Origin of the sequence: Haloplanus sp., from assembly GCF_028275055.1 — an archaeon.
Lineage (GTDB): Archaea > Halobacteriota > Halobacteria > Halobacteriales > Haloferacaceae > Haloplanus.
The window spans coordinates 1-17878 of sequence record NZ_JAQCNJ010000060.1 but is presented as its reverse complement, the minus strand read 5'-3'; the positions used below and the strand labels follow the sequence as shown (position 1 = coordinate 17878).

Below are 17878 nucleotides of genomic sequence, written 5' to 3'. Positions count from 1 at the left end.
GGTGTTGAAACCGCCGGCAAGCGGCCGTTCGTCCACGATTGTTACTGATACTCGGGTTCCAAAGAAAGGTCGGCGTGCCACGCGTTGGCCCCGGCGTCGTCCCGGCGGGCATCCATCTCATGGAGGAGCACAGCGGCGAGGCTACCGACCTCGGCGGCGCGGCCTTCGCCCTCGGTACGGAATGTACCGGTCGATCGGTTGGCGAAGACGGTGCACACCGCGCCGGCACGGAGGCCGTAAACGTTCGCGAGCGTCAGAACGGCACTCGCCTCCATCTCGATGTTCTTTACGTTCACCTCGCGCAGATCATCGAGCAGTGACCCGCTCCCGGCGGCCTCGAACCCCTCGAATCCGGGGCGGGCCTGCCCGGCGTAGAAGCTGTCGGTGCTCATCGTCAGTCCACAGTGGTAGGTGTAGCCGAGGCGTTCGGCCGCGGCGGCGAGTGCTGACACCACCGCGTGGTCGGCGACCGCGGGGTACTCACCGCGGACGTACTCGTCGCTGGTCCCCTCGCCCCTGACCGCACCGGTCGTAATGACCAGATCGCCAACGTCGATGGCCGGGTCGATGGTCCCACAGGAGCCAACCCTGATGAGCGTCTCGGCGCCGACCCGGGCCAGTTCCTCGGCCGCGATGGCCGCCGACGGACTGCCGATGCCCGTGGAGGTGACCGACAGGGGTGTGTCCTCGTACCGACCGGTGACCGTCCGGTACTCGCGGTGATCGGCGACGGGCGTCGCCTTCTCCCACCGGTCAGTCACCACGTCCACGCGGTCCGGATCGCCGGGGAGCAACACCGTCTCCGCCACCTCGCCCGGCGCCGCCTCGATGTGATACTGTCGATCGGTGTCGTTGCCCATGACCGCGTGTACGCCGACGGCGCTGAAATAGCGTCGGGGTCGGTGGCCGGTCCGGTCAGGACTCGTTGGCCCCGTCGGCCCCGTCGGCCGCGCTGAGCGTGTCGGCTCCGATGGTCGTGGGGAGCAACTCACCGAGGGTGTACTCCGTTACATCGCCGTCGCCCTCATCGCAGGCGATCGGGAGGCCGTCGTCGCAAAACTCCGCGAGGGACTGGCGACACATCCCACAGGGCGTGACGCCGTCTCGCGCGCCGGAGGCGACGGCCAGCGCGTCGAACTCACGGTGGCCGGCGGTGATCGCCCGGCCGAGGGCGACCTCCTCGGCGTGGAGGCTGTTGCTGTAGTTCGCGTTCTCGACGTTACAGCCAGTAAACACCGTTCCGTCGGCGGTCCGAAGCGCCGCTCCGACCGGGTAGCCGGAGTAGGGAGCGTACGCCGAGTCAAGCGCCGTTCTGGCGCGGTCGACGAGGTCGTCGGTCACGGTTGCTGGTACGGCCAAGATGAATATATAACCGCAGGGCACCGACGATCAGTCGGCTGCCGTTGGCGTCGCGTCTCCGCCACCCATCTCGGTGTCGACCGACTCGGTGAAGATGCCACGCCGGGTGTAGAAGAAGTAGACGTAGGGCAGTTTCGCCAGTACGTCGAGAAAGGCGTACGTGAGGCTCGTACCGACGAAGCCGACGTAACCGAGGCCGGCCGGCCCCATCAACCACACGAACGGGTAGGCCAACCAGAGTAACGCGATGTGGTTCTGTAGCAGGCTAAACAGGCCGTACTGGAGTGGGTTGTCCGGCACCGACCGAGGAAAGACAACGTACAGCATCACAAAGAGGGAGACATGGAACGTCGACGACAGACCGAACAACGCCCATTTCAGCGTCCCGCTGGTGGCGACGGCACCCGCACCGGCGGCGATCATCAGCGCGTCGGCGATCATGACGGCGGCGATGGCTCGCCGGGTGGCACCGGCGACGTAGCCGACGTAGCCGACGAGTAGGGGCGTCGTCACCAACCAGTCGATGTACCGGAAGCCAACGAACGTGGTGCCGTCGATGGTCACCGTCCCGACACCGAACGCCATCAGGGCGTACGACAGACCGGCAAAGCCCGGAATGACCCCAAGGGCGGCGAGCGAGCGCCGGTGGTTCGGGTCCTCAAGCGTCAGGTAAAACCGCACGGAGATGCCGGCTCCCACCGCGAGAGCGACCGTTGCGAGGGCGTAGGCGGCCATGATCGGGTCCATCAGGACTCACCCCCATCGGTCGCGGCCGCGGCGCTCGGTCGCGCCGTTCCGTCGGCGTCCTCAACGACGAACGTCTCGACACGGTCCTGCAGTTTCGTCACGGCCGTCTCGCGGAACGTCCGGAGCGAGGAGGCAATGGACTGTGCCACCTCCTCTTGAGTCTCCATCTGGGTGGCCGTCTCGACGGCGCTGTTGGAGGTGTCCTCGCTCAGGTTGACGAGCGAGTCGATCGACTGTGCGGTGCTCTGGACCGTGTCGGCTTGATCGGACGTCGTGCGCTTGATCTCCTCGAGCGACCCGGACACCTCGGCGATCGAGTCGGCGATGGTGTCGATATCGGAGAGGGTCGCCTCGACGGTGTCGGTCCCCGTCTGGACTCGGTTTTGTGTCGACCGGATCGAGACGGTCACGTCCTCGGTCTGCTCGGCGACCTCCTCGATCATCCCCGCGATCTCGTTCGCCCGGGACTGGGTCTCCTCTGCGAGGGATTTCACCTCGTCGGCGACGACGTCGAACCCGTTGCCGTCGGCACCGCTCCCGACCCCTTCGCCCGCCCGCGCCGCCTCGATCGACGCGTTCAGCGCGAGCATATTCGTCTGCTCGGCGATGTCGCCGATGATGTCGACGATGTCCGTGATCTCGTCCATCTGCTCTCGCAGATTCTCGACCTGTGTTACGGCCTCCTCGGCTTCCCCCTCGATCCGGGACATCTCGTCCAGTGCGGTGTGTGAGGACTCCCGGGCATCGCTGCTTGCCTCGGCGACCTCGTCGCTCCGCTGTGAGAGGTCGTCGACCGTGGCGGCGATCTCCTCGGCGGAGGCGCTCACGTCGTCGACATCCGCGGCAACGGCCTCGAGTTCTTGACGCTGATCGTCGGTCTGCGCTTGGATCCGCGAGGCGGTATCGACCGTATCGGAGACACGGGACTCGACCGTTCGGCTCATCTCCGCCATCTCCTCGGAGTCGGTCTCGATTCGATCGGCAACCGTCGCGACGGTTTCGATCGTCGCCTGAAGATCGTCCATCATCCGGTTGAACGAGTTGCCGATGGTTTCGAGCGCCTCGTGTTCGGTGTCCGTGTGGATCCGCTGAGTGAGGTCGCCGGTCGCGGCCCGTTCCATCGTCCGGCCGTACTCCTCGGCGATACGCTGGTACTCCTCGACCAACTGGGTAGCCTCCGAGCGCGCCTCCTTCAGGTCGGCTTGGGTCTCCGACATCTCCGCTTTCGCCTCCTCCATCTCGTCCAGGCGCGTCTGGAGTGCCCGACGCATCTCCTCGATCGAGACCGCGAGTTCGCCGAACTCGTCGGTCCGCGACGAGACCACCTTACTCCCGATGCTGCCGTCGGCGACACGTTCGGTCTGTTTCGACAGTTCGGTGACGCTGGCGACCGTCTCGGCCGCGTTGATCGAACCGAGCGTCAACAGGCCGGCGATGGCGGCCACCATCGTCGCGTTAACCTCGTTCGTTACGAGTCCGACCGCGACGATGAACCCGCCCGTGGTGACGTAGCCGAGGCCGAGTTTGGCACCGTATCGTCGCCTGATTGCACCTGATACCATACCCGTACGATTTACAGGGGGATACTAAATCGATCCCCCGAAATATCAGTAATGATATTGTGGTCGGAGCGGCGCCAAACACCCGAGGTGTTTTATCAGTCGAACGCCGACCTGACATATGGCACTCTCGCAGGGGGAGGAGTCGACCCCGAACCGACGCCGCGCCCTGCTCGCGGTGACGCCGTTCCTGTTGCTCGGTCTCGCCGACGTGCTCTTGTTGCTTTTTTGGGGAATCGAACCCCTGTGGGCGTTCGCAATCCTCCCGCCCATCCTCTTTTCGACGGTGCTGGCATGGCTCGCGTTCAGCACCGACTTTCTCGACGACCGGACCTAACGCCCGGTGTCGTACTTGTAGGTGGCGTTGTCGGGGTCGATCCCGAAGTCCTCGGCGTCCTCGACGGCGGACTCGTCGGTGGGGTCGTGTGGGGTGGCGGTTTTGAACGCCTCGCGGAGGCGGGTGGGCATCGAGAACCCCCCGGTGTCGAGGCTCGTTGCGACGGCGTCGGGTTGGACCGTCTCCCGTTTTTCGCTCAATCGGTCGCGGATCTTCGGCGGGAGGTTGCTCGATGCGATCGGTTCGAAGCCAAACCGTGCGAGATACGACGGTTGGTCGGTGATCGAATAGATCGTCTCGAACCCCTCGTCTGCGGCCGTCTCGACCAGTCGCTCGACGACGTGTGCGCCGACACCCTGCCCCCGCCACGCGGGCAGAACGCCAACACCCGTGAGTTCACACACCTCGGTGTCGTCGACCTTGTGGACACGAATCCGGCCGAACCCCGCGCGGTCGTTCGATCCCTCGTCGACCGCGATAACGTAATCTCTGGATCGGAAGGCGACGTCGTCCAGGGCCATCTCCTCGATGTTGTCGAGTAACCAGACCTCGTCTCGGTTCTTGGCGTCCCGGACGTACATACGACGCGGTAGGAGGCGGGACACCAAAAGGATTTGCTGGCGTGACTCACCGGGTGACGGCGTCGAGACCGACCTGCCGTTGCTCCGGCACCGGGCCGTCACCGACCGCCACGTCGGCCACGGGTTCCTCGGCCCCGTCGGGCACGACGACGGTGCCGCCGGCCAGGAGGGGTGCGATCACGCCCGCGACGACCGCCCGCGGATCCGCAAGCGGCGCACGAAGTGCGACGCTCGTCTCTGCGTCGAGAAAGGCGTCGTCAACGATCGCCTCCGCCCCGTTGTACAGGTCGCCGTGGGTGTATGACCGGGCGTCGGCGTCCAGAACCGGGTCGGACGACGACGGCGTCGTCGGCGGCATCGCCGGGTTCTCGCTCCAGACGACCTTCTCCCAGTGGGTTGTCGTCGCCGCCGTCGGGGCACCGCCGTAGGCGACGACCGACCGACCGTCGTCGGCCTCGGCCTCGCGGTCGGCGGGAACGACAACCACCCGAGCGTCGGCGGTCACGTCGAAGGTCAGCAACGCGCCGAGCGACGCGGCACCGAACAGGGTCCAGACGACCTGCGGAGCAGGGTCGGGTGTCACCGCGACCCGCGACCCCTCGTGGACGCCGAGGTGTCTGAGCGCGTGGCCCGCTTTCCACGCCGTGGTACAGAAGTCGCGGTAGGTGTGGGTGCGGTCCCGGTCGACGATTCGGAGTGCCGGCCGGTCGCTCCGTTTGTCTCGGGCGATGGGGTCGGCGAGGGTGGACATTCAGAAACTACTCTTGATCCGCTCGAAAAAGCCCTCGTTCACCTCGACTTCCTCGCCGCCCGCCTCGGCGAACCGTTCCAGCGCTTCGCGTTGTTCGGCGTTCATACTCTCCGGCGTAACGATCTGCACCCGCACGTAGAGGTCGCCCCGTCCTCGGCGTCGCAAGCGCGGCATCCCCTTGTTTTTCAGGCGGAACGTCTCGCCGCTTTGTGTGCCCGAGGGGACATCCATCTCCACGGTACCGTCGAGCGTCGGCACCTCGACAGTACCACCGAACGTGGCCTGCGGGAACGAGATGGGGTGTTGGTAGTGGAGGTCGTCGCCCTCGCGGTCGAAGTCGGGATGATCCGTGACCGACACCTCGATCAACAGGTCGCCGTTGGGGCCACGATTCTGACCGGGCGCGCCTTCACCGTCCATCCGGAGGGTCTGGCCGTCGCGGATTCCCGCCGGGATGTCGACGCTCAGCGACGATTCCTCGCGGACCTGTCCCTCCCCGTCACAGGTCGAACACGTCTCACTGTAGAGCGTCCCAGTGCCGTCACACCGGCGACAGGTCCCGGTCTGTTGCATCCGGCCGAACGGCGTCTGTTGGACCTGCGTGACCTGCCCGTTGCCGTCGCAGTTCGGACACGTCCTCGCGCCGGCGTCGGGTGGGTGCCCCTCGCCGCGGCAGTCCGAACACCGGGTCGGTCGGGTGACGGTGAACTCGCGTTCGACGCCCTCGTAGGCCTCCTCCAAGTCGAGTTCGAGCGACGCGCGCAGATCCTGGCCCTGTCGGGGCCGGTCGCCGCCGCGGCCGCCACCACCACCGAAAAACTGCTCGAAGATGTCCTCGAAGCCCCCAGCACCTCCGGCACCGCCGCCGAAGGGGTTGCCGCGAGCGCCGGCGCCCCCGGCACCACCCCCGTCGTCGAAGCCGCCACGCTTCTGTGCCTGTTCGAAGCGCTCGTGGCCCATCTGGTCGTACGCCTCCCGTTTTTCATCGTCGGTGAGCACCTCCTTTGCCTTCTGTATCTTCTTGAACTTCTCCTCGGCGTCCGGGTCGTCGCTCACGTCCGGATGGTACTCGGAAGCCTTCGTTCGGTACGCGCGTTTGATTTCGTCTTCGGAGGCGTCCCGAGACACCCCGAGCACGTCGTAGAAATCCTCGGTCATCAGTTGGTATGAGTTATCGGCCCTACCTATTTGAAAAACGTGGCTCGCCGACGATCAGGCGTCGTCTTCGTCGTCTGTCTCCTCGAAGTCGGCGTCGACGTACTCCTCGTCGTCGTCGGCACCGGCGCCGGGGCCGGCACCGCCCATGCCACCCATGCCACCGGGGCCGGCGCCCGCCGCGCCGGCACCGGCCTGTGCTTGTTGGGCCTGCTCCTGATACATCTGCTTGCCGATCTCTTGGAGCTCGGTCGACAACGCTTCGGTCACCGACTCGATCTCCTCGGTATCTGCGTCCTCGTCTTCGAGAATCTCCTTGACGTCGGCGATGGCGTCCTCAATGGACTCGCGGAGGTCGTCGTCGACCTCTTCGTCGTTCTCTTCGAGAAGGGTCTCGGCCCGTTGGATCGAACTCTCGGCCTCGTTGCGTGCCTCGATCCGCTCGCGACGCTTCTGGTCTTCCTCGGCGTGTTCCTCGGCCTCTTCCTGCATTTGCTCGATCTCCTCGTCCGAGAGCCCGGCCCCGCCCTCGATGGTGATAGACTCGGCGTTGCCCGACCCCTTGTCCTCGGCCTCGACGTTGACGATCCCGTTCTCGTCGATGTTGAAGCCGACCTCGATCTGGGGCGTGCCGGCGGGTGCAGGCGGGATCCCCGTCAGTTGGAACTCGCCGAGCAGTTCGTTCTCCTCGGCGATTTCGCGTTCACCCTGGAACACCCGTACCTGTACCATCGTCTGATTGTCCGCGGCGGTCGTGAAGACCTTGGACTCCTCGGTGGGAATCGTGGTGTTTTTGTCGATCAGGCGCTCGAACAGACCGCCTTTGACCTCGATCCCCAGCGAGAGGGGCGTCACATCGAGAAGAACGATGTCGTCGACCTCGCCGCCGAGAACACCGCCTTGGATCGCCGCACCCAGCGCGACCGCCTCGTCGGGGTTGACGTTCTTTTTTGGCTCCTGTCCGATGAGGTCCTCGACCTTCTCCTGCACCTGGGGCATCCGGGTCGATCCGCCGACGAGGATCACCTCGTCGATGTCGCCCGTGTCGTAGCCCGCGTCGTCGAGGGCCTGTTTCGTCGGCCCGACGGTCCGTTCTAAAAGGTCGCTCGTCAACGACTCGAACTTCGCTCGGGTGATGGACGTTTCGAGGTGGATCGGGCCGTCATCGGTCGCAGTGATAAACGGTAGGTTGATATCTGCCTCCTTCCGCGACGAGAGTTCGACCTTTGCCTCCTCGGCGGCCTCGGTCAACCGCTGGAGTGCTTGGCGGTCCTCGCGGAGGTCGATACCGTGGTCGTTCTCGAACTCGTCGGCGAGGTGGTCGATGATCGCCTGGTCCCAGTCGTCGCCACCGAGGTCGTTGTCCCCGTTCGTGGCGACGACCTCGTAAACACCGCCACCCAGATCGAGAACGGAGACGTCGAAGGTGCCGCCGCCCAGATCGAAAACGAGAACGGTCTGGTCCGACTCGTCGTCGAGACCGTACGCCATCGACGCCGCAGTCGGTTCGTTGACGATGCGTTCGACCTCGAAGCCGGCGATCTCACCGGCGTCCTTTGTCGCCTGTCGCTGTCGGTCGTTGAAATACGCCGGAACCGTGATGACTGCCTTCTCGACATCGTCGCCGAGATACTCCTCGGCGTCCCGCTTGATCTTCTGGAGGATCATCGCCGAGATCTGTTCGGGCGTGTACTCCTCGTCGTCGATCTCGACGGTGTGATCCTCCGCTCCCATGTGACGCTTGATCGACTGGATCGTCCGCTCGGGGTTCTGTACGGCCTGATTCTTGGCCGGCTTCCCGACGAGACGCTCGTCGTCGTCGGTGAACGCGACGATCGAGGGCGTCGTCCGGTCCCCTTCGCCGTTCACGATGATCTCCGGGTCGCTTCCCTCCATCACCGCGAACGCGCTGTTCGTGGTCCCGAGGTCGATTCCGAGGATTTTGTTGCTCGCCATCTTACCCGTAACTACCGGCCTAAATCGGTTAAAGGTTACTAGACGGAACGAGGCGCCGAGATTCGGCATCTCCTTTCCGTCCCCTGATTTCCGGTCGGGATCCCGCCCCACGACCGGAGGGTTTTATGTAGAACTGCAATTCTTCCGGTCAGTCCCCGTCGCTCACGGTGACCTGTGCCTCCTGAATCACCGTCCCCGCCATCTCGTAGCCCGGGCGGTACACCTCAACGACGGTTCCCTCGGGCCGGTCGCTCTCGGTTCGCATCATGACCTGGTGGTAGACCGGATCGACCTCGTCGCCGGGAGCGGGATCGATAACGGTCACGCCCTCCTCGTCGAGAACGCGGTCGAACGCGTCGAGTGTCGACTCGACGCCATCACGGATGTCGACGTCCTCGTCCTGATCGAGTGCGCGGACGAGGTCGTTTCGTACCGGAGCCAACCGAGCGATCAGGTCCTCGGTCGCTCGTTCTTTGATTTCCGCTTGACGCTTCTTTGCGCGCTTCTTGTAGTTCTGGAAGTCCGCCTGCGTGCGTTTCAACCGGGCTTCGAGGTCGTCGGCGCGGGCCGCCTCCTCCTCGGCCTGCGCCTCGAGGTCCGCAACCCGCGCCTCAAGCTCCGCAACAGCCGCACCGAGGTCGGCGTCGTGCCCCTCGACACGGTCGGCGAGGGTCTCCTCCTCGCCCGTCGACTCGCCCTCCGTGTCGGCCTCGGTGCCCATCTGCTCGTCGGCCACGTCCTCTTGCATAGTAGGAGCAAACACCTCGGGTCGTTTAAGACTTGCAGAACGTCGCCACCGAGCGGGCGGGCCTGCCACCCCGTCTCCTCGGGGTCCCGCGTTCGCTCGGCACGCCGAGTGAGGTGTCCTCCCGTGACGGCTCGTGTGTGCGGTTCGGTAATCGACGTCCCAACATCGTCGCGTGGACAGGGTCCCGGCTCGGTCGGGGAGCAGTCCGTTTGAACTGATCCGCGGGAAAACGGGCCCGTATGTACGACGCGGTACTCGTTCCGACCGACGGGAGCGACGGGGTCGACCGGACGCTCAACCACGCCATCGCGATGGCACGGAACCACGACGCGGCGGTCCACGCGCTGTACGTGATCGACCGTCGGTTCGAACTCGCGGCCGAGGAGGACCGCGAGGATCTGATCGAGCGCCTGAGCGAACGGGGCGACCGCGCCGTCGAGGCCGCCGCCGCCCGGTGTGAGGCGGTCGGTATCGACGCCGTGACCGACGTTCGGGAGGGGGTTCCTTCCAAAACGATTCTCGGCTACGCCGACGACGCCGGGGTGGACGTCATCGCGATGGGCACCCACGGCCGGACCGGCCGGGACCGCCTCGCCCACCTCGGCAGCGTCACCGAACGCGTCGTCGAGAACACGGCCGTTCCGGTGCTCGTCGTCAACATCGGCGACGACTAGCCGTTGCGCTCCTGTGCGTCGACGACGGCCACGCCCGCGAGGTTGACGATGTCTTTCACCTCGTCGCCCCGTTGGAGAACGTGGACGGGTTTGTCCATGCCGACGAGCATCGGGCCGATGGCGTCGGCACCGCCGAGTCGCTGGAGGAGTTTGTACCCGATGTTGCCCGCCTCCAAGTTGGGAAAGATCAACACGTTGGCCGGCTCCTCCAGTTCCGAAAACTCGTAGGTGCCGTCGAGAATGTCCTCAACGACGGCCGTGTCGGCCTGCATTTCGCCGTCGACGGGGAAGTCGACGGCGGGGTTGTCTCGGAGCATGTCGGCGGCCTGCCGTGGCTTGCGGGTTCCCTCGTTGTCGACGCTCCCGAAGTTCGAGTAGGAGAGAAACGCCGCCCGGGGCTCGACGTTGAACCGTCGGGCCAACTCGCCGGTGTGTCTGCCGATCTCCGCCAGTTCGGCCGCACCCGGATCCTGGTTCACCGTCGCGTCGGCGACGAAAATCACGCGATTCCGGAAGGTGAGCATGTACACACCGGCCGCGTAGTCGGCGTCCGAGGCCGTTCCGATCACCTGTAAGGGCGGGCGGAGCGCGGACGGATAGTGGTGCATCAGTCCCGTCAGCATCGCGTCGGCGTCGCCCATCTCGACCATCACGCTGCCGAGGTAGTTGCCGTTACGGACAAGCTCGCGTGCTTCCCGGCGCGTGATGCCCTTTCGCTTTCGGAGTTCGTACAGTCGGTCGGCGTATGCGTCCAGTCCGTCCGCCTCGGGGTCGACGATCTCCGGATCGAAATCGAGACCGAGGGAGTCCCTCGTCCGTCTGATCCCGTCGCGGTCACCGATCAGGACCGGGGCGGCGATCCCTTGGTCGGTGATCTGGTAGGCCGCCCGGATCATCTTCTCGTCGTCACCCTCCGCGAGAACGACCCGCCGCGGATCCGTTTTTGCCTTGTTGAGAACGACCCGCATCATCTCGCGGGATTTGCCGAGACGGGCTTCGAGGTCCTCCACGTAGGTGTCAAGATCGAGCGACCGGCGCGCCGCGCCGCTCTCCATGGCCGCCTCCGCGACGGCCGGCGCCACCTCGAACATCACCCGCGGGTCGACCGGCTTGGGGAGGATGTACTCGGGACCGTACTGGAGGGGTTGATCACCGTAGGCTTTCACCACGGCGTCCGGCACGTCCTGCCGTGCAAGGTCGGCGAGGGCGCGGGCAGCGGCGACTTTCATCGCCTCGTTGATCTCGGTCGCCCGAACGTCGAGCGCACCGCGGAAAAGAAAGGGGAACCCGAGGACGTTGTTCACCTGATTCGGGAAATCCGAGCGGCCGGTCCCGACAATAACCGTGTCGTCGCGGGCTTCCTTGGCGTCGTAGTAACCGATCTCTGGTTCGGGGTTGGCCATCGCAAAGATGATCGGGTTCTGGGCCATCGACCGCACCATCTCCGGGCTCACGATACCACCGACCGAAAGCCCGGCAAAGACGTCCGCGCCCGCCATGGCGTCGGCGAGGTCGCCGGCGGGGCGGTCTGTCGCAAAGCGCGCCTTGTACTCGTTGACGTCGTCGTTTTCGACGCGGTCTGCCGTGATGATTCCCGTCGAGTCACACATCGTGACGTTCTCGCGGCGAACGCCGAGCGAGACGAGAAACTCGGCGGTCGCGATGGCGCCCGCGCCCGCACCGGAGATGGTCACCGAGAGCGACTCGAGATCCTTGTCGGCGATGTCCGCGGCGTTGACCAGGCCGGATCCGATGATGATCGCCGTGCCGTGTTGATCGTCGTGGAACACCGGGATCGACATCTCATCGCGGAGGCGGCTCTCGATTTCGAAGCAGTCGGGGGCCTTGATGTCCTCCAGATTGATGCCACCGAAGGTGGGTTCCATCGCCTTTGTCGCGGTGACGACGTCCGCCGGATCGTCGAAGTCGAGTTCGATGTCGAAAACGTCGATGTCGGCGAACCGTTTGAACAGAACGCCTTTCCCCTCCATGACCGGCTTCGACGCCTGTGCGCCGATGTCGCCCAACCCGAGGACCGCGGACCCGTTGGAAATGACGCCGACCAGATTCCCCTTGGAGGTGTAGTCGTAGGCGAGATCAGTATCCTCGTGGATATCGGAACACGGCGCGGCGACGCCGGGGGAGTAAGCCAGACTCAGATCCCGTTGTGTGTTCGTCGGCTTGGTCGTCGAAATCTCGATTTTTCCAGGGGGTTCCTGCCGGTGGTATTCCCTGGCGTCGTCGTCAAGTCCCATGGCGGCAACCACAGGTGAGGTAGGTAAAAAGCTATCCGTGATACGTCGGCGGCGGCGTCATCCACCCACAGTGCGTGTCGACGGCCGCGGGGAGGCCGGTTCGGACAGGTCTAAGTACGCCCGGTTCTGAGCGCGCACATGAGCCTTCGCGACCGGGTTACGTTCCCCCGATTCGCCGCGTTCACGACGGGACTGACGCTCAGCCTCGTCATGCTCGGTGTCTACACCGCGGCGACGGGGTCGGGGCTGGCCTGTTCGGCGCAGTGGCCGCTGTGTGACAACGGTCTGCTGCCCCAGACCATCCCGAGTTTCATCGAGTGGTTCCACCGCCTCGTCGCCATGGTGACGGGGGGGTTCATCCTCGGTACCGCGCTCTGGTCGTGGCGCCGTGACGGCACCGAGGGTCGACTCACCGCGACGCTGGCCGTGGTGTTGCTCCCCCTCCAGATCAGCATCGGGGCCGTGACCGTCACGTTGAACGGCCTCCTGCCGTCGGGCTACTCGGCCCCGACCCAGGGCGCACACCTCACCGTCGCGCTCACCATCTTCTCGTTGCTCGTGTGGACGACGCTGTCCGTCCGAAGCGAGACCGGTTCGCCCCTCGGCCGGGTGCGCCGGGCGCTCGCCGTCGCGTTCGGCGCGGTGATCGTGAGCGCGTTCGCCAGCCGTGTCTTCGCACCGATCCCGTACGGACCGGCCGCACAGGCGGCCTTCTACGGCGCGGGGCTCGTCGCCGTCGCGGCCCTGCTCGCGGCGACGCGATGGCTCGCCGCCTCGTCGGTCCCACACCTTCGCTTGGTCACCGCTACGGCGCTTGCGACCTTGTTCATCGGAATGCTTCTCGGCCGTGACCTCGTCTTCTACACCCAGACCGTCCGCCTCGTCAACGCGGGAACCTTTCTGCTCTCGGGGACCGTAATCGCCGTTGGGGCCGTTCTCGCCCGCCGGGCCCGAACCGACGACGACCCGGCCGGTTCGGTCGCCGGCTAAAACTCGGTGACGACCTCGACGCCTGTCGTCTCGTAATCGGTCATCGCCACCAGCCGGTCCGGCACGTCGTCGAGGCACACCTCCCGGCTGACCAGTCGACCGGGATCGATCGACCCCGACTCCAACAGCCCGAGCAACTCGTCGTACCGCGTCGGCGGCATCCCACGCACCCCCTTGAACTCCGCCTCCATCATCGCCAACCGCTCGACGGGAACCGACACCTCGCCACGCTCATCGTCGGTCGTCAGCCCGACCTGGAGGTGTGTCCCGCGACGGCGCAACGAGAACACCGAGTTCCGACAGGTCTCCGCGACGCCCAGTGCGTCGACCGAGACGTGTGCGCCGCCGTCGCTCACCGCCCGAACCTCGCCGGTGACCTCGCGCCCCGACCGGCCGTCGGCGCTCACGACGGCGTCGGCGCCGAGGGTAGCCGCCAGATCCAGCGCCTCGTCGCGGATATCGACGGCGACGACCCGCGCCCCGAGAGCGTCCGCGACGTGGACCGCGGAGAGTCCGACCCCGCCACAGCCGTGGACGGCGACCCAGTCGCCACCCCCGACATCGCCGCGAGCGGTGAGGGCGTGAAAGGCGGTCATAAACCGACAGCCAAGCGCCGCCATGTCGCGTGCGGCGACACCGTCGGGCAGGTGCATGGCGTTGTAATCGGCGTGAGGAACGTGGACCGTCTCGGCGAACGCGCCGTGTGCCTCGGGCTGGAACCCGAGCGCGAGACCGTTCTCACAGACGTTGCCGTGGCCACACAGACACTGCGGGCAGGTCCCGTCACCGAGGTTGAACGGAACGGCGACGCGGTCGCCCTCGGTGACGGTCCGGACCCGGTCGCCGACCGCGACGGCCCGACCGGCCGGTTCGTGGCCGAGGATCTGGCCGCTCGGCACCCGGTCGCCAACCCACTCGCCGTGGCCCTGCCACGCGTGCCAGTCGCTTCGACAGATCCCGCAGGCCTCGACGGCGACGACGACACCGTGGGGAGCGGGGGCCGGCCGCTCGACGTTTTCGATCTCCAACGGTTCGCCGTGAGTCCGGAGTACTGCGGCACGCATGCCCGGTCGGACGGCGCGGCAAAGCAAATAGCTACATGAAATCCGAGAGCCCGGCCTGGTTGTTGTCCTCGTCGGCCTCCGTGTCGGGGTCGGCATCGTTCTCACTCCCGTCCCCGTCTGCATTCTCACTCTCGCCGTCGGCCGCCACTGCGTCGCCGCGTTTCTCGTCGAGCGTCGACCGACCGCCGAACGCTCCCGACTCCTCGACCATCGCCGACTCGCGTAACTCCTCTGCGTCGGCGACGATGGACTCGACCTTGTTCGTCGTCTCGCCGCTTCCGGTGACGAAGGAGACGGCCGCCTCGTCGAGGTCGTAGTAGGCGGCCATCGCCACCGTCACCTCGCGGGGGTTGCAGTGGTGAGTCATCGCCGCGAGAAAGGGCAACACCTCGCGTCTCGCGGTGGCGATGCTGAACCCGCCACGCTCGGCAATCGCCCGTACCACCTCGTCGGCCGTCGCGTCCGACGACGGCCAGAACTGTGGGCGTGCAAATCGGGTCCACCCCCCTTTCGACCCGTCGCGGGCGGCCGCCACCCCGCCGGCGAGGGCGTCGGTCGCGTATCGCCAGTAGCCGTACTCCTGGGTCGCACGGACCCGCCCAAGCCACCGATCTGCGTTCGCGAGGTGGTCGTAGGCGCGGGCGAGTTCCGCCCCGTCGTACACCTTCGGCGCGTTCTCGGCGACCCACTTCGTCAGGTCGTCCGGCGTCTCGTCGACGCGGTAGGCCGACTGCACGGCCTCCTCGGCTGACTCCTCTTTCAACACCGCATCCAAAAAGGGGAAGACGTCGAGACTCCGGTCGCGGTCGCTCGTCACCACGTCGTCGACGGTCAACCGGTGGGTCGCCTCGGCGGCCGCCTGTAGGTCGTTGACCGCCGACCGCAGATCGCCGTCGTTCACCTCGGCGATGCGGTCCAGTGCGTCGGCCTCGAAGTCGATTTCTTCCCGCCGGCAGATATCCCGGAGCACCGGGACGATCGACCGCGCGGAGACGTCGCGGAACTCGATCTCCTGACACGCGTTTCGTAGCCCCCGGCTCATCTCGTAGTAGTCGTTGGCGATCAACACGATCGGCTGATCGGCGTCTTTCACCACGCGCGTGACCGCGCTCGCGCCGCCGCGGTCGTAGTTGCCATGGATGTTGTCGGCTTCATCAAGGATCACCAACTGCCGACCGCCGGTGTCGTCTGCCCCTGTCGATCCGGCGAGGGTCGCGTTCTTCGACGCCCGGCCGGCGAACCGTTCGATGACATCCGCAGTGCGCTGGTCGGAGGCGTTGAGTTCGACCGTTTCCCACCCCATATCGGCCGCCAGCGCGTGGGCCGCGGAGGTCTTGCCCACGCCCGGGCTTCCGTGGATGACGGCCGCCTCGCGGTGGTCGTCCCACGTCTGTCCCCACTCGGCCAGTGCGTCGCGTGCCTTGTCGTTTCCACGGACGGCCGACAGCGTCGACGGTCGGTACGTTTCCGTCCAGTCGGTCATTACCCGATGAAGGTGTGTATCGCGTTTAGTGGTTGCGGAGCGGGTGCCTCCGGACCGAGCGGCCGTTCCCGCCCGCGGTTCCGCCGGAGTCGACTCAGACCCTGAACAATAATCTTATCTCGCGGGCGTCCTAACGATGCGGTGACCGCGGCCCATCTCCCCCCACCAAACTGGCACCCCAGTTCGAACACGAGTCGATCGCTGTTCGGGGCCGCGGTTGCTTCTCACGGGCCGGGTAGCGGCGACGCCGCGTCGAATCGACAGTCAGTTATTTCGGCCACGCGGATGACGTCCACATGGACCGTCGCACGTTTCTCGGCGCCGCCGGAATAGCAGCCGTCGCGGGCTGTTCGAACGGTGACTCGTCCGGTTCCGGTGCAACCGGGACGCCACCCTCGACCCGGACAAAGACCGGGACCGGATCGGCCGACTTCGAGTTCGAGGGCGTCCGAGCGCCGGATTCGGTGGCATTGAACGACCCGCTTGCCTTCGCCATCAGGGTCCGAAACGTCGGCTCCGGACGCGGGACGTTCACCTCCGGGTTGAGCACGAGGGTCGACGACGGCGAGTGGCGCGCGGTGGAAGGAGAGGTCAGCATGACCCTCGATCCGGGTGAACCGGGCGTGTGGGAGAGTCCCGAACTCACGCCCCGTTATCTGGGGACGCTCGCCTTCCGTCTCGATGCGGTCGAGGAAGCGTGGCGCATCGAGGTGGCCCCGAAACGGCTGTCGTTCGGCGAGAGTTACACGACGCCGGCCGCCATTTCGGCCGCCGTGTGAGTGTGGCGTGCGATGAGGACCGTCCCCTCATGTTCGTCCGGTGATAGCGCGCTAAAATCCGAATAGTCCTTTGTGACGACGACGAGGTCGTGCTCCCGAGCGTAGGGGAGGACGTCCGTGTAATCAGCCACACCAGGGTTGAGGACGTCGACGACAAGCTCCGCGTGATAGCCGCGCCGGGTGAGCTCCTCGGCAACGGACCGGCCGACGTTTTCGTCGAGGAGAAACACCCACTCCGAGGCGCCCATTTACGGCGGGGTGATGCCGTCCGGGCGGGCTGTCGAGATCTCGCGCTGAAGCGCGGCTGTCTCTCGCTCGCGACGCTCGCGGATCGCCTCAAGCTCCTCGGTGTGGGTGTGGTAGTACGCGAGCGCTTGGTACACCGCCGCGATGTCGAGGTCGTAGTCCTTAGCAACCGCCTGGGGTGTGTCGCCGACCTTCTCGACGCGGTCGCGAAGCTGGAGAACCGAGATGCGACGCCCCTCGACGTGTGGCTCGTCGAGGAGCTCCTCCGCGACGCCGGAGGTTTGCGTTGCCATTCTACACCCACATAGGCGTCCCGAGGAGTATAATCTTCGGGGTCTACCCGGCAACAGGGGTAGTCGGCAAATTCGAAAATTGGTCGGGCTTCAGCGCCGCCGCTCGTCACCGGGGCGCGGACGTCGGGGTTCGACGCCGTTACCCTGGGAGTTTCCCGCCGTCTCCCGCCGTCGGAGCGGGGGGTGCGCCCCGCGGTCTCATCAGCGCCGGCTCTCCAGACAGCGACGAGCCCAATTCACCCCCGCGAACCCGGACATTCCATGTATAGTATTGGTTAGACACGGACCGCCCGGGTGAGCCGGCCGGCGCGACGCTGTCGTCGCGCTGAGGGAGCTCAACCTCGCCGGCGCCGGGGTCGTCGGCGCGCTCGTACACGTTTGCTCGCCCCGCGCCGCTGTCGCCTCGGCGGAGGTATCCCGCCTCGACGAGCTCGGCGAGGACACGGCGAACTTGTCGATCGCCGACATCGACGACATCGCGAACGTCCGCCGCAGTGAATTCCCCGCCCAGCCGGCGGTATTGTCTCGCGATCGCCGTCGCCGTCTCGCTCCAGGTTTCGACGACTTGCGCGTCGCCGACGACCGGGAGGTCCTCCCGGAGCGCGGCCGTCCTCGCGACGACCGTCGCCCCGCTGTCACCCCGGGCGAACCGGAGGATCGCCTGCATGGTTTGGTCGGCCGTCATGTGCTGGAGGTAGGCGTTCGCGAGGTCGCTGTCGTAATCGAGCCCGTTGCCCCGACCCCGACCGCGGTCGGTGTCGACCTCCTTGCCGGCGAGCGCGGCGAACCGCTCGATCGCGTCGTCGCCGTAATGCTGGGTTCCGAGGATCGCCGCGAGGCGGTGGTCGCCCAGCTCATTCGACCCTTTCACGTTCCCGTAGTGGTCCCACGTTCCGACGAC

At 66.2% G+C, this 17878-nt stretch carries 18 protein-coding genes and 1 pseudogene; 4 read left to right on the top strand and 15 right to left on the bottom strand.

Annotated features, from left to right (window positions below; translation table 11 throughout):
- Positions 1-41: 41 nt before the first annotated feature.
- From Q0925_RS08025 to Q0925_RS08010, 4 genes are read right to left on the bottom strand one after another with little or no spacing between them, the layout of a single operon-like run.
- Positions 42-860: a nucleoside phosphorylase gene (locus tag Q0925_RS08025; protein ID WP_299333852.1), complete on the bottom strand. Its 819-nt coding sequence runs from the start codon at positions 858-860 to the stop codon at positions 42-44.
- 55 nt (positions 861-915) lie between these two features.
- A complete protein-coding gene (cdd, locus tag Q0925_RS08020; protein ID WP_299333850.1) occupies positions 916-1341 on the bottom strand; it encodes a cytidine deaminase in 426 nt (141 codons plus the stop codon).
- A gap of 48 nt (positions 1342-1389) precedes the next feature.
- Positions 1390-2106: a bacteriorhodopsin gene (locus tag Q0925_RS08015; RefSeq protein ID WP_299333847.1), complete on the bottom strand. Its 717-nt coding sequence runs from the start codon at positions 2104-2106 to the stop codon at positions 1390-1392.
- Entirely contained in the window at positions 2106-3668 is a 1563-nt protein-coding gene (locus Q0925_RS08010) for a methyl-accepting chemotaxis protein (RefSeq protein WP_299333844.1), read from the bottom strand. The genes Q0925_RS08015 and Q0925_RS08010 overlap by 1 nt, the downstream gene beginning before the upstream one ends.
- A 118-nt stretch (positions 3669-3786) precedes the next feature.
- Here Q0925_RS08010 and Q0925_RS08005 point away from each other — a divergent pair, with 118 nt between their 5' ends.
- Positions 3787-4002 carry a hypothetical protein gene (locus Q0925_RS08005; RefSeq protein WP_299333841.1) on the top strand — a complete coding sequence of 72 codons (216 nt, stop codon included), beginning with the start codon at positions 3787-3789 and terminating at the stop codon, positions 4000-4002.
- Here Q0925_RS08005 and Q0925_RS08000 read toward each other — a convergent pair.
- The 5 genes from Q0925_RS08000 to Q0925_RS07980 form a co-directional block, all read right to left on the bottom strand.
- Positions 3999-4583, bottom strand: a complete 585-nt coding sequence (locus Q0925_RS08000; protein ID WP_299333838.1) for a GNAT family N-acetyltransferase — start codon at positions 4581-4583, stop codon at positions 3999-4001. The two genes, Q0925_RS08005 and Q0925_RS08000, sit on opposite strands and share 4 nt — an antisense overlap.
- Positions 4584-4629: 46 nt before the next feature.
- Complete coding sequence (locus tag Q0925_RS07995) at positions 4630-5334, bottom strand: AMP-binding protein (RefSeq protein WP_299333835.1); 705 nt, start codon at positions 5332-5334, stop codon at positions 4630-4632.
- Entirely contained in the window at positions 5335-6492 is a 1158-nt protein-coding gene (dnaJ, locus tag Q0925_RS07990; protein ID WP_299333831.1) for a molecular chaperone DnaJ, read from the bottom strand.
- A gap of 54 nt (positions 6493-6546) precedes the next feature.
- A complete protein-coding gene (gene dnaK / locus Q0925_RS07985) occupies positions 6547-8445 on the bottom strand; it encodes a molecular chaperone DnaK (protein WP_299333829.1) in 1899 nt (632 codons plus the stop codon).
- A gap of 148 nt (positions 8446-8593) precedes the next feature.
- Positions 8594-9193 (bottom strand): nucleotide exchange factor GrpE, encoded by a 600-nt coding sequence (locus tag Q0925_RS07980; RefSeq protein ID WP_414652101.1) that lies wholly within the window; start codon positions 9191-9193, stop codon positions 8594-8596.
- A gap of 239 nt (positions 9194-9432) precedes the next feature.
- Between Q0925_RS07980 and Q0925_RS07975 the strand changes: the two genes are divergently transcribed.
- Positions 9433-9867 carry a universal stress protein gene (locus tag Q0925_RS07975; RefSeq protein WP_299333826.1) on the top strand — a complete coding sequence of 145 codons (435 nt, stop codon included), beginning with the start codon at positions 9433-9435 and terminating at the stop codon, positions 9865-9867.
- Here the strand turns inward: Q0925_RS07975 and Q0925_RS07970 are convergent.
- Positions 9864-12122, bottom strand: coding sequence for an NADP-dependent malic enzyme (locus Q0925_RS07970; RefSeq protein WP_299333823.1), 2259 nt, complete (start codon positions 12120-12122; stop codon positions 9864-9866). The genes Q0925_RS07975 and Q0925_RS07970 overlap by 4 nt on opposite strands.
- Before the next feature lie 138 nt (positions 12123-12260).
- Between Q0925_RS07970 and Q0925_RS07965 the strand changes: the two genes are divergently transcribed.
- Complete coding sequence (locus tag Q0925_RS07965; RefSeq protein ID WP_299333820.1) at positions 12261-13112, top strand: COX15/CtaA family protein; 852 nt, start codon at positions 12261-12263, stop codon at positions 13110-13112.
- On the opposite strand, the gene Q0925_RS07960 is transcribed toward Q0925_RS07965, so the two are convergent.
- Positions 13109-14176 (bottom strand): zinc-dependent alcohol dehydrogenase family protein, encoded by a 1068-nt coding sequence (locus Q0925_RS07960; protein ID WP_299333817.1) that lies wholly within the window; start codon positions 14174-14176, stop codon positions 13109-13111. The genes Q0925_RS07965 and Q0925_RS07960 overlap by 4 nt on opposite strands.
- Positions 14177-14207: 31 nt before the next feature.
- On the bottom strand, positions 14208-15659 hold the full coding sequence (locus Q0925_RS07955) for a replication factor C large subunit (protein ID WP_299333814.1): 1452 nt from the start codon (positions 15657-15659) through the stop codon (positions 14208-14210).
- A 296-nt stretch (positions 15660-15955) separates the two neighbouring features.
- Here Q0925_RS07955 and Q0925_RS07950 point away from each other — a divergent pair, with 296 nt between their 5' ends.
- Positions 15956-16438, top strand: coding sequence for a hypothetical protein (locus Q0925_RS07950; RefSeq protein WP_299333811.1), 483 nt, complete (start codon positions 15956-15958; stop codon positions 16436-16438).
- Here the strand turns inward: Q0925_RS07950 and Q0925_RS07945 are convergent.
- The 3 genes and pseudogenes from Q0925_RS07945 to Q0925_RS07935 all read right to left on the bottom strand — a co-directional run.
- Positions 16402-16668: a DUF5615 family PIN-like protein gene (locus tag Q0925_RS07945; RefSeq protein ID WP_299333808.1), complete on the bottom strand. Its 267-nt coding sequence runs from the start codon at positions 16666-16668 to the stop codon at positions 16402-16404. The genes Q0925_RS07950 and Q0925_RS07945 overlap by 37 nt on opposite strands.
- Positions 16669-16686: 18 nt before the next feature.
- Positions 16687-16977: a DUF433 domain-containing protein gene (locus Q0925_RS07940; RefSeq protein ID WP_299333805.1), complete on the bottom strand. Its 291-nt coding sequence runs from the start codon at positions 16975-16977 to the stop codon at positions 16687-16689.
- Between the two features lie 139 nt (positions 16978-17116).
- Positions 17117-17878: pseudogene (locus Q0925_RS07935) on the bottom strand (hypothetical protein); the annotation flags it as partial.

Coding starts and splice junctions, on each gene's coding strand:
- Q0925_RS08025 (WP_299333852.1), bottom strand. CDS start 860: ATGGGCAACGACACCGATCGACAGTATCACATCGAGGCGGCGCCGGGC.
- Q0925_RS08015 (WP_299333847.1), bottom strand. CDS start 2,106: ATGGACCCGATCATGGCCGCCTACGCCCTCGCAACGGTCGCTCTCGCG.
- Q0925_RS08010 (WP_299333844.1), bottom strand. CDS start 3,668: ATGGTATCAGGTGCAATCAGGCGACGATACGGTGCCAAACTCGGCCTC.
- Q0925_RS08005 (WP_299333841.1), top strand. CDS start 3,787: ATGGCACTCTCGCAGGGGGAGGAGTCGACCCCGAACCGACGCCGCGCC.
- Q0925_RS08000 (WP_299333838.1), bottom strand. CDS start 4,583: ATGTACGTCCGGGACGCCAAGAACCGAGACGAGGTCTGGTTACTCGAC.
- Q0925_RS07995 (WP_299333835.1), bottom strand. CDS start 5,334: ATGTCCACCCTCGCCGACCCCATCGCCCGAGACAAACGGAGCGACCGG.
- dnaJ (WP_299333831.1), bottom strand. CDS start 6,492: ATGACCGAGGATTTCTACGACGTGCTCGGGGTGTCTCGGGACGCCTCC.
- dnaK (WP_299333829.1), bottom strand. CDS start 8,445: ATGGCGAGCAACAAAATCCTCGGAATCGACCTCGGGACCACGAACAGC.
- Q0925_RS07980 (WP_414652101.1), bottom strand. CDS start 9,193: ATGCAAGAGGACGTGGCCGACGAGCAGATGGGCACCGAGGCCGACACG.
- Q0925_RS07975 (WP_299333826.1), top strand. CDS start 9,433: ATGTACGACGCGGTACTCGTTCCGACCGACGGGAGCGACGGGGTCGAC.
- Q0925_RS07970 (WP_299333823.1), bottom strand. CDS start 12,122: ATGGGACTTGACGACGACGCCAGGGAATACCACCGGCAGGAACCCCCT.
- Q0925_RS07965 (WP_299333820.1), top strand. CDS start 12,261: ATGAGCCTTCGCGACCGGGTTACGTTCCCCCGATTCGCCGCGTTCACG.
- Q0925_RS07960 (WP_299333817.1), bottom strand. CDS start 14,176: ATGCGTGCCGCAGTACTCCGGACTCACGGCGAACCGTTGGAGATCGAA.
- Q0925_RS07955 (WP_299333814.1), bottom strand. CDS start 15,659: ATGACCGACTGGACGGAAACGTACCGACCGTCGACGCTGTCGGCCGTC.
- Q0925_RS07950 (WP_299333811.1), top strand. CDS start 15,956: ATGGACCGTCGCACGTTTCTCGGCGCCGCCGGAATAGCAGCCGTCGCG.
- Q0925_RS07940 (WP_299333805.1), bottom strand. CDS start 16,977: ATGGCAACGCAAACCTCCGGCGTCGCGGAGGAGCTCCTCGACGAGCCA.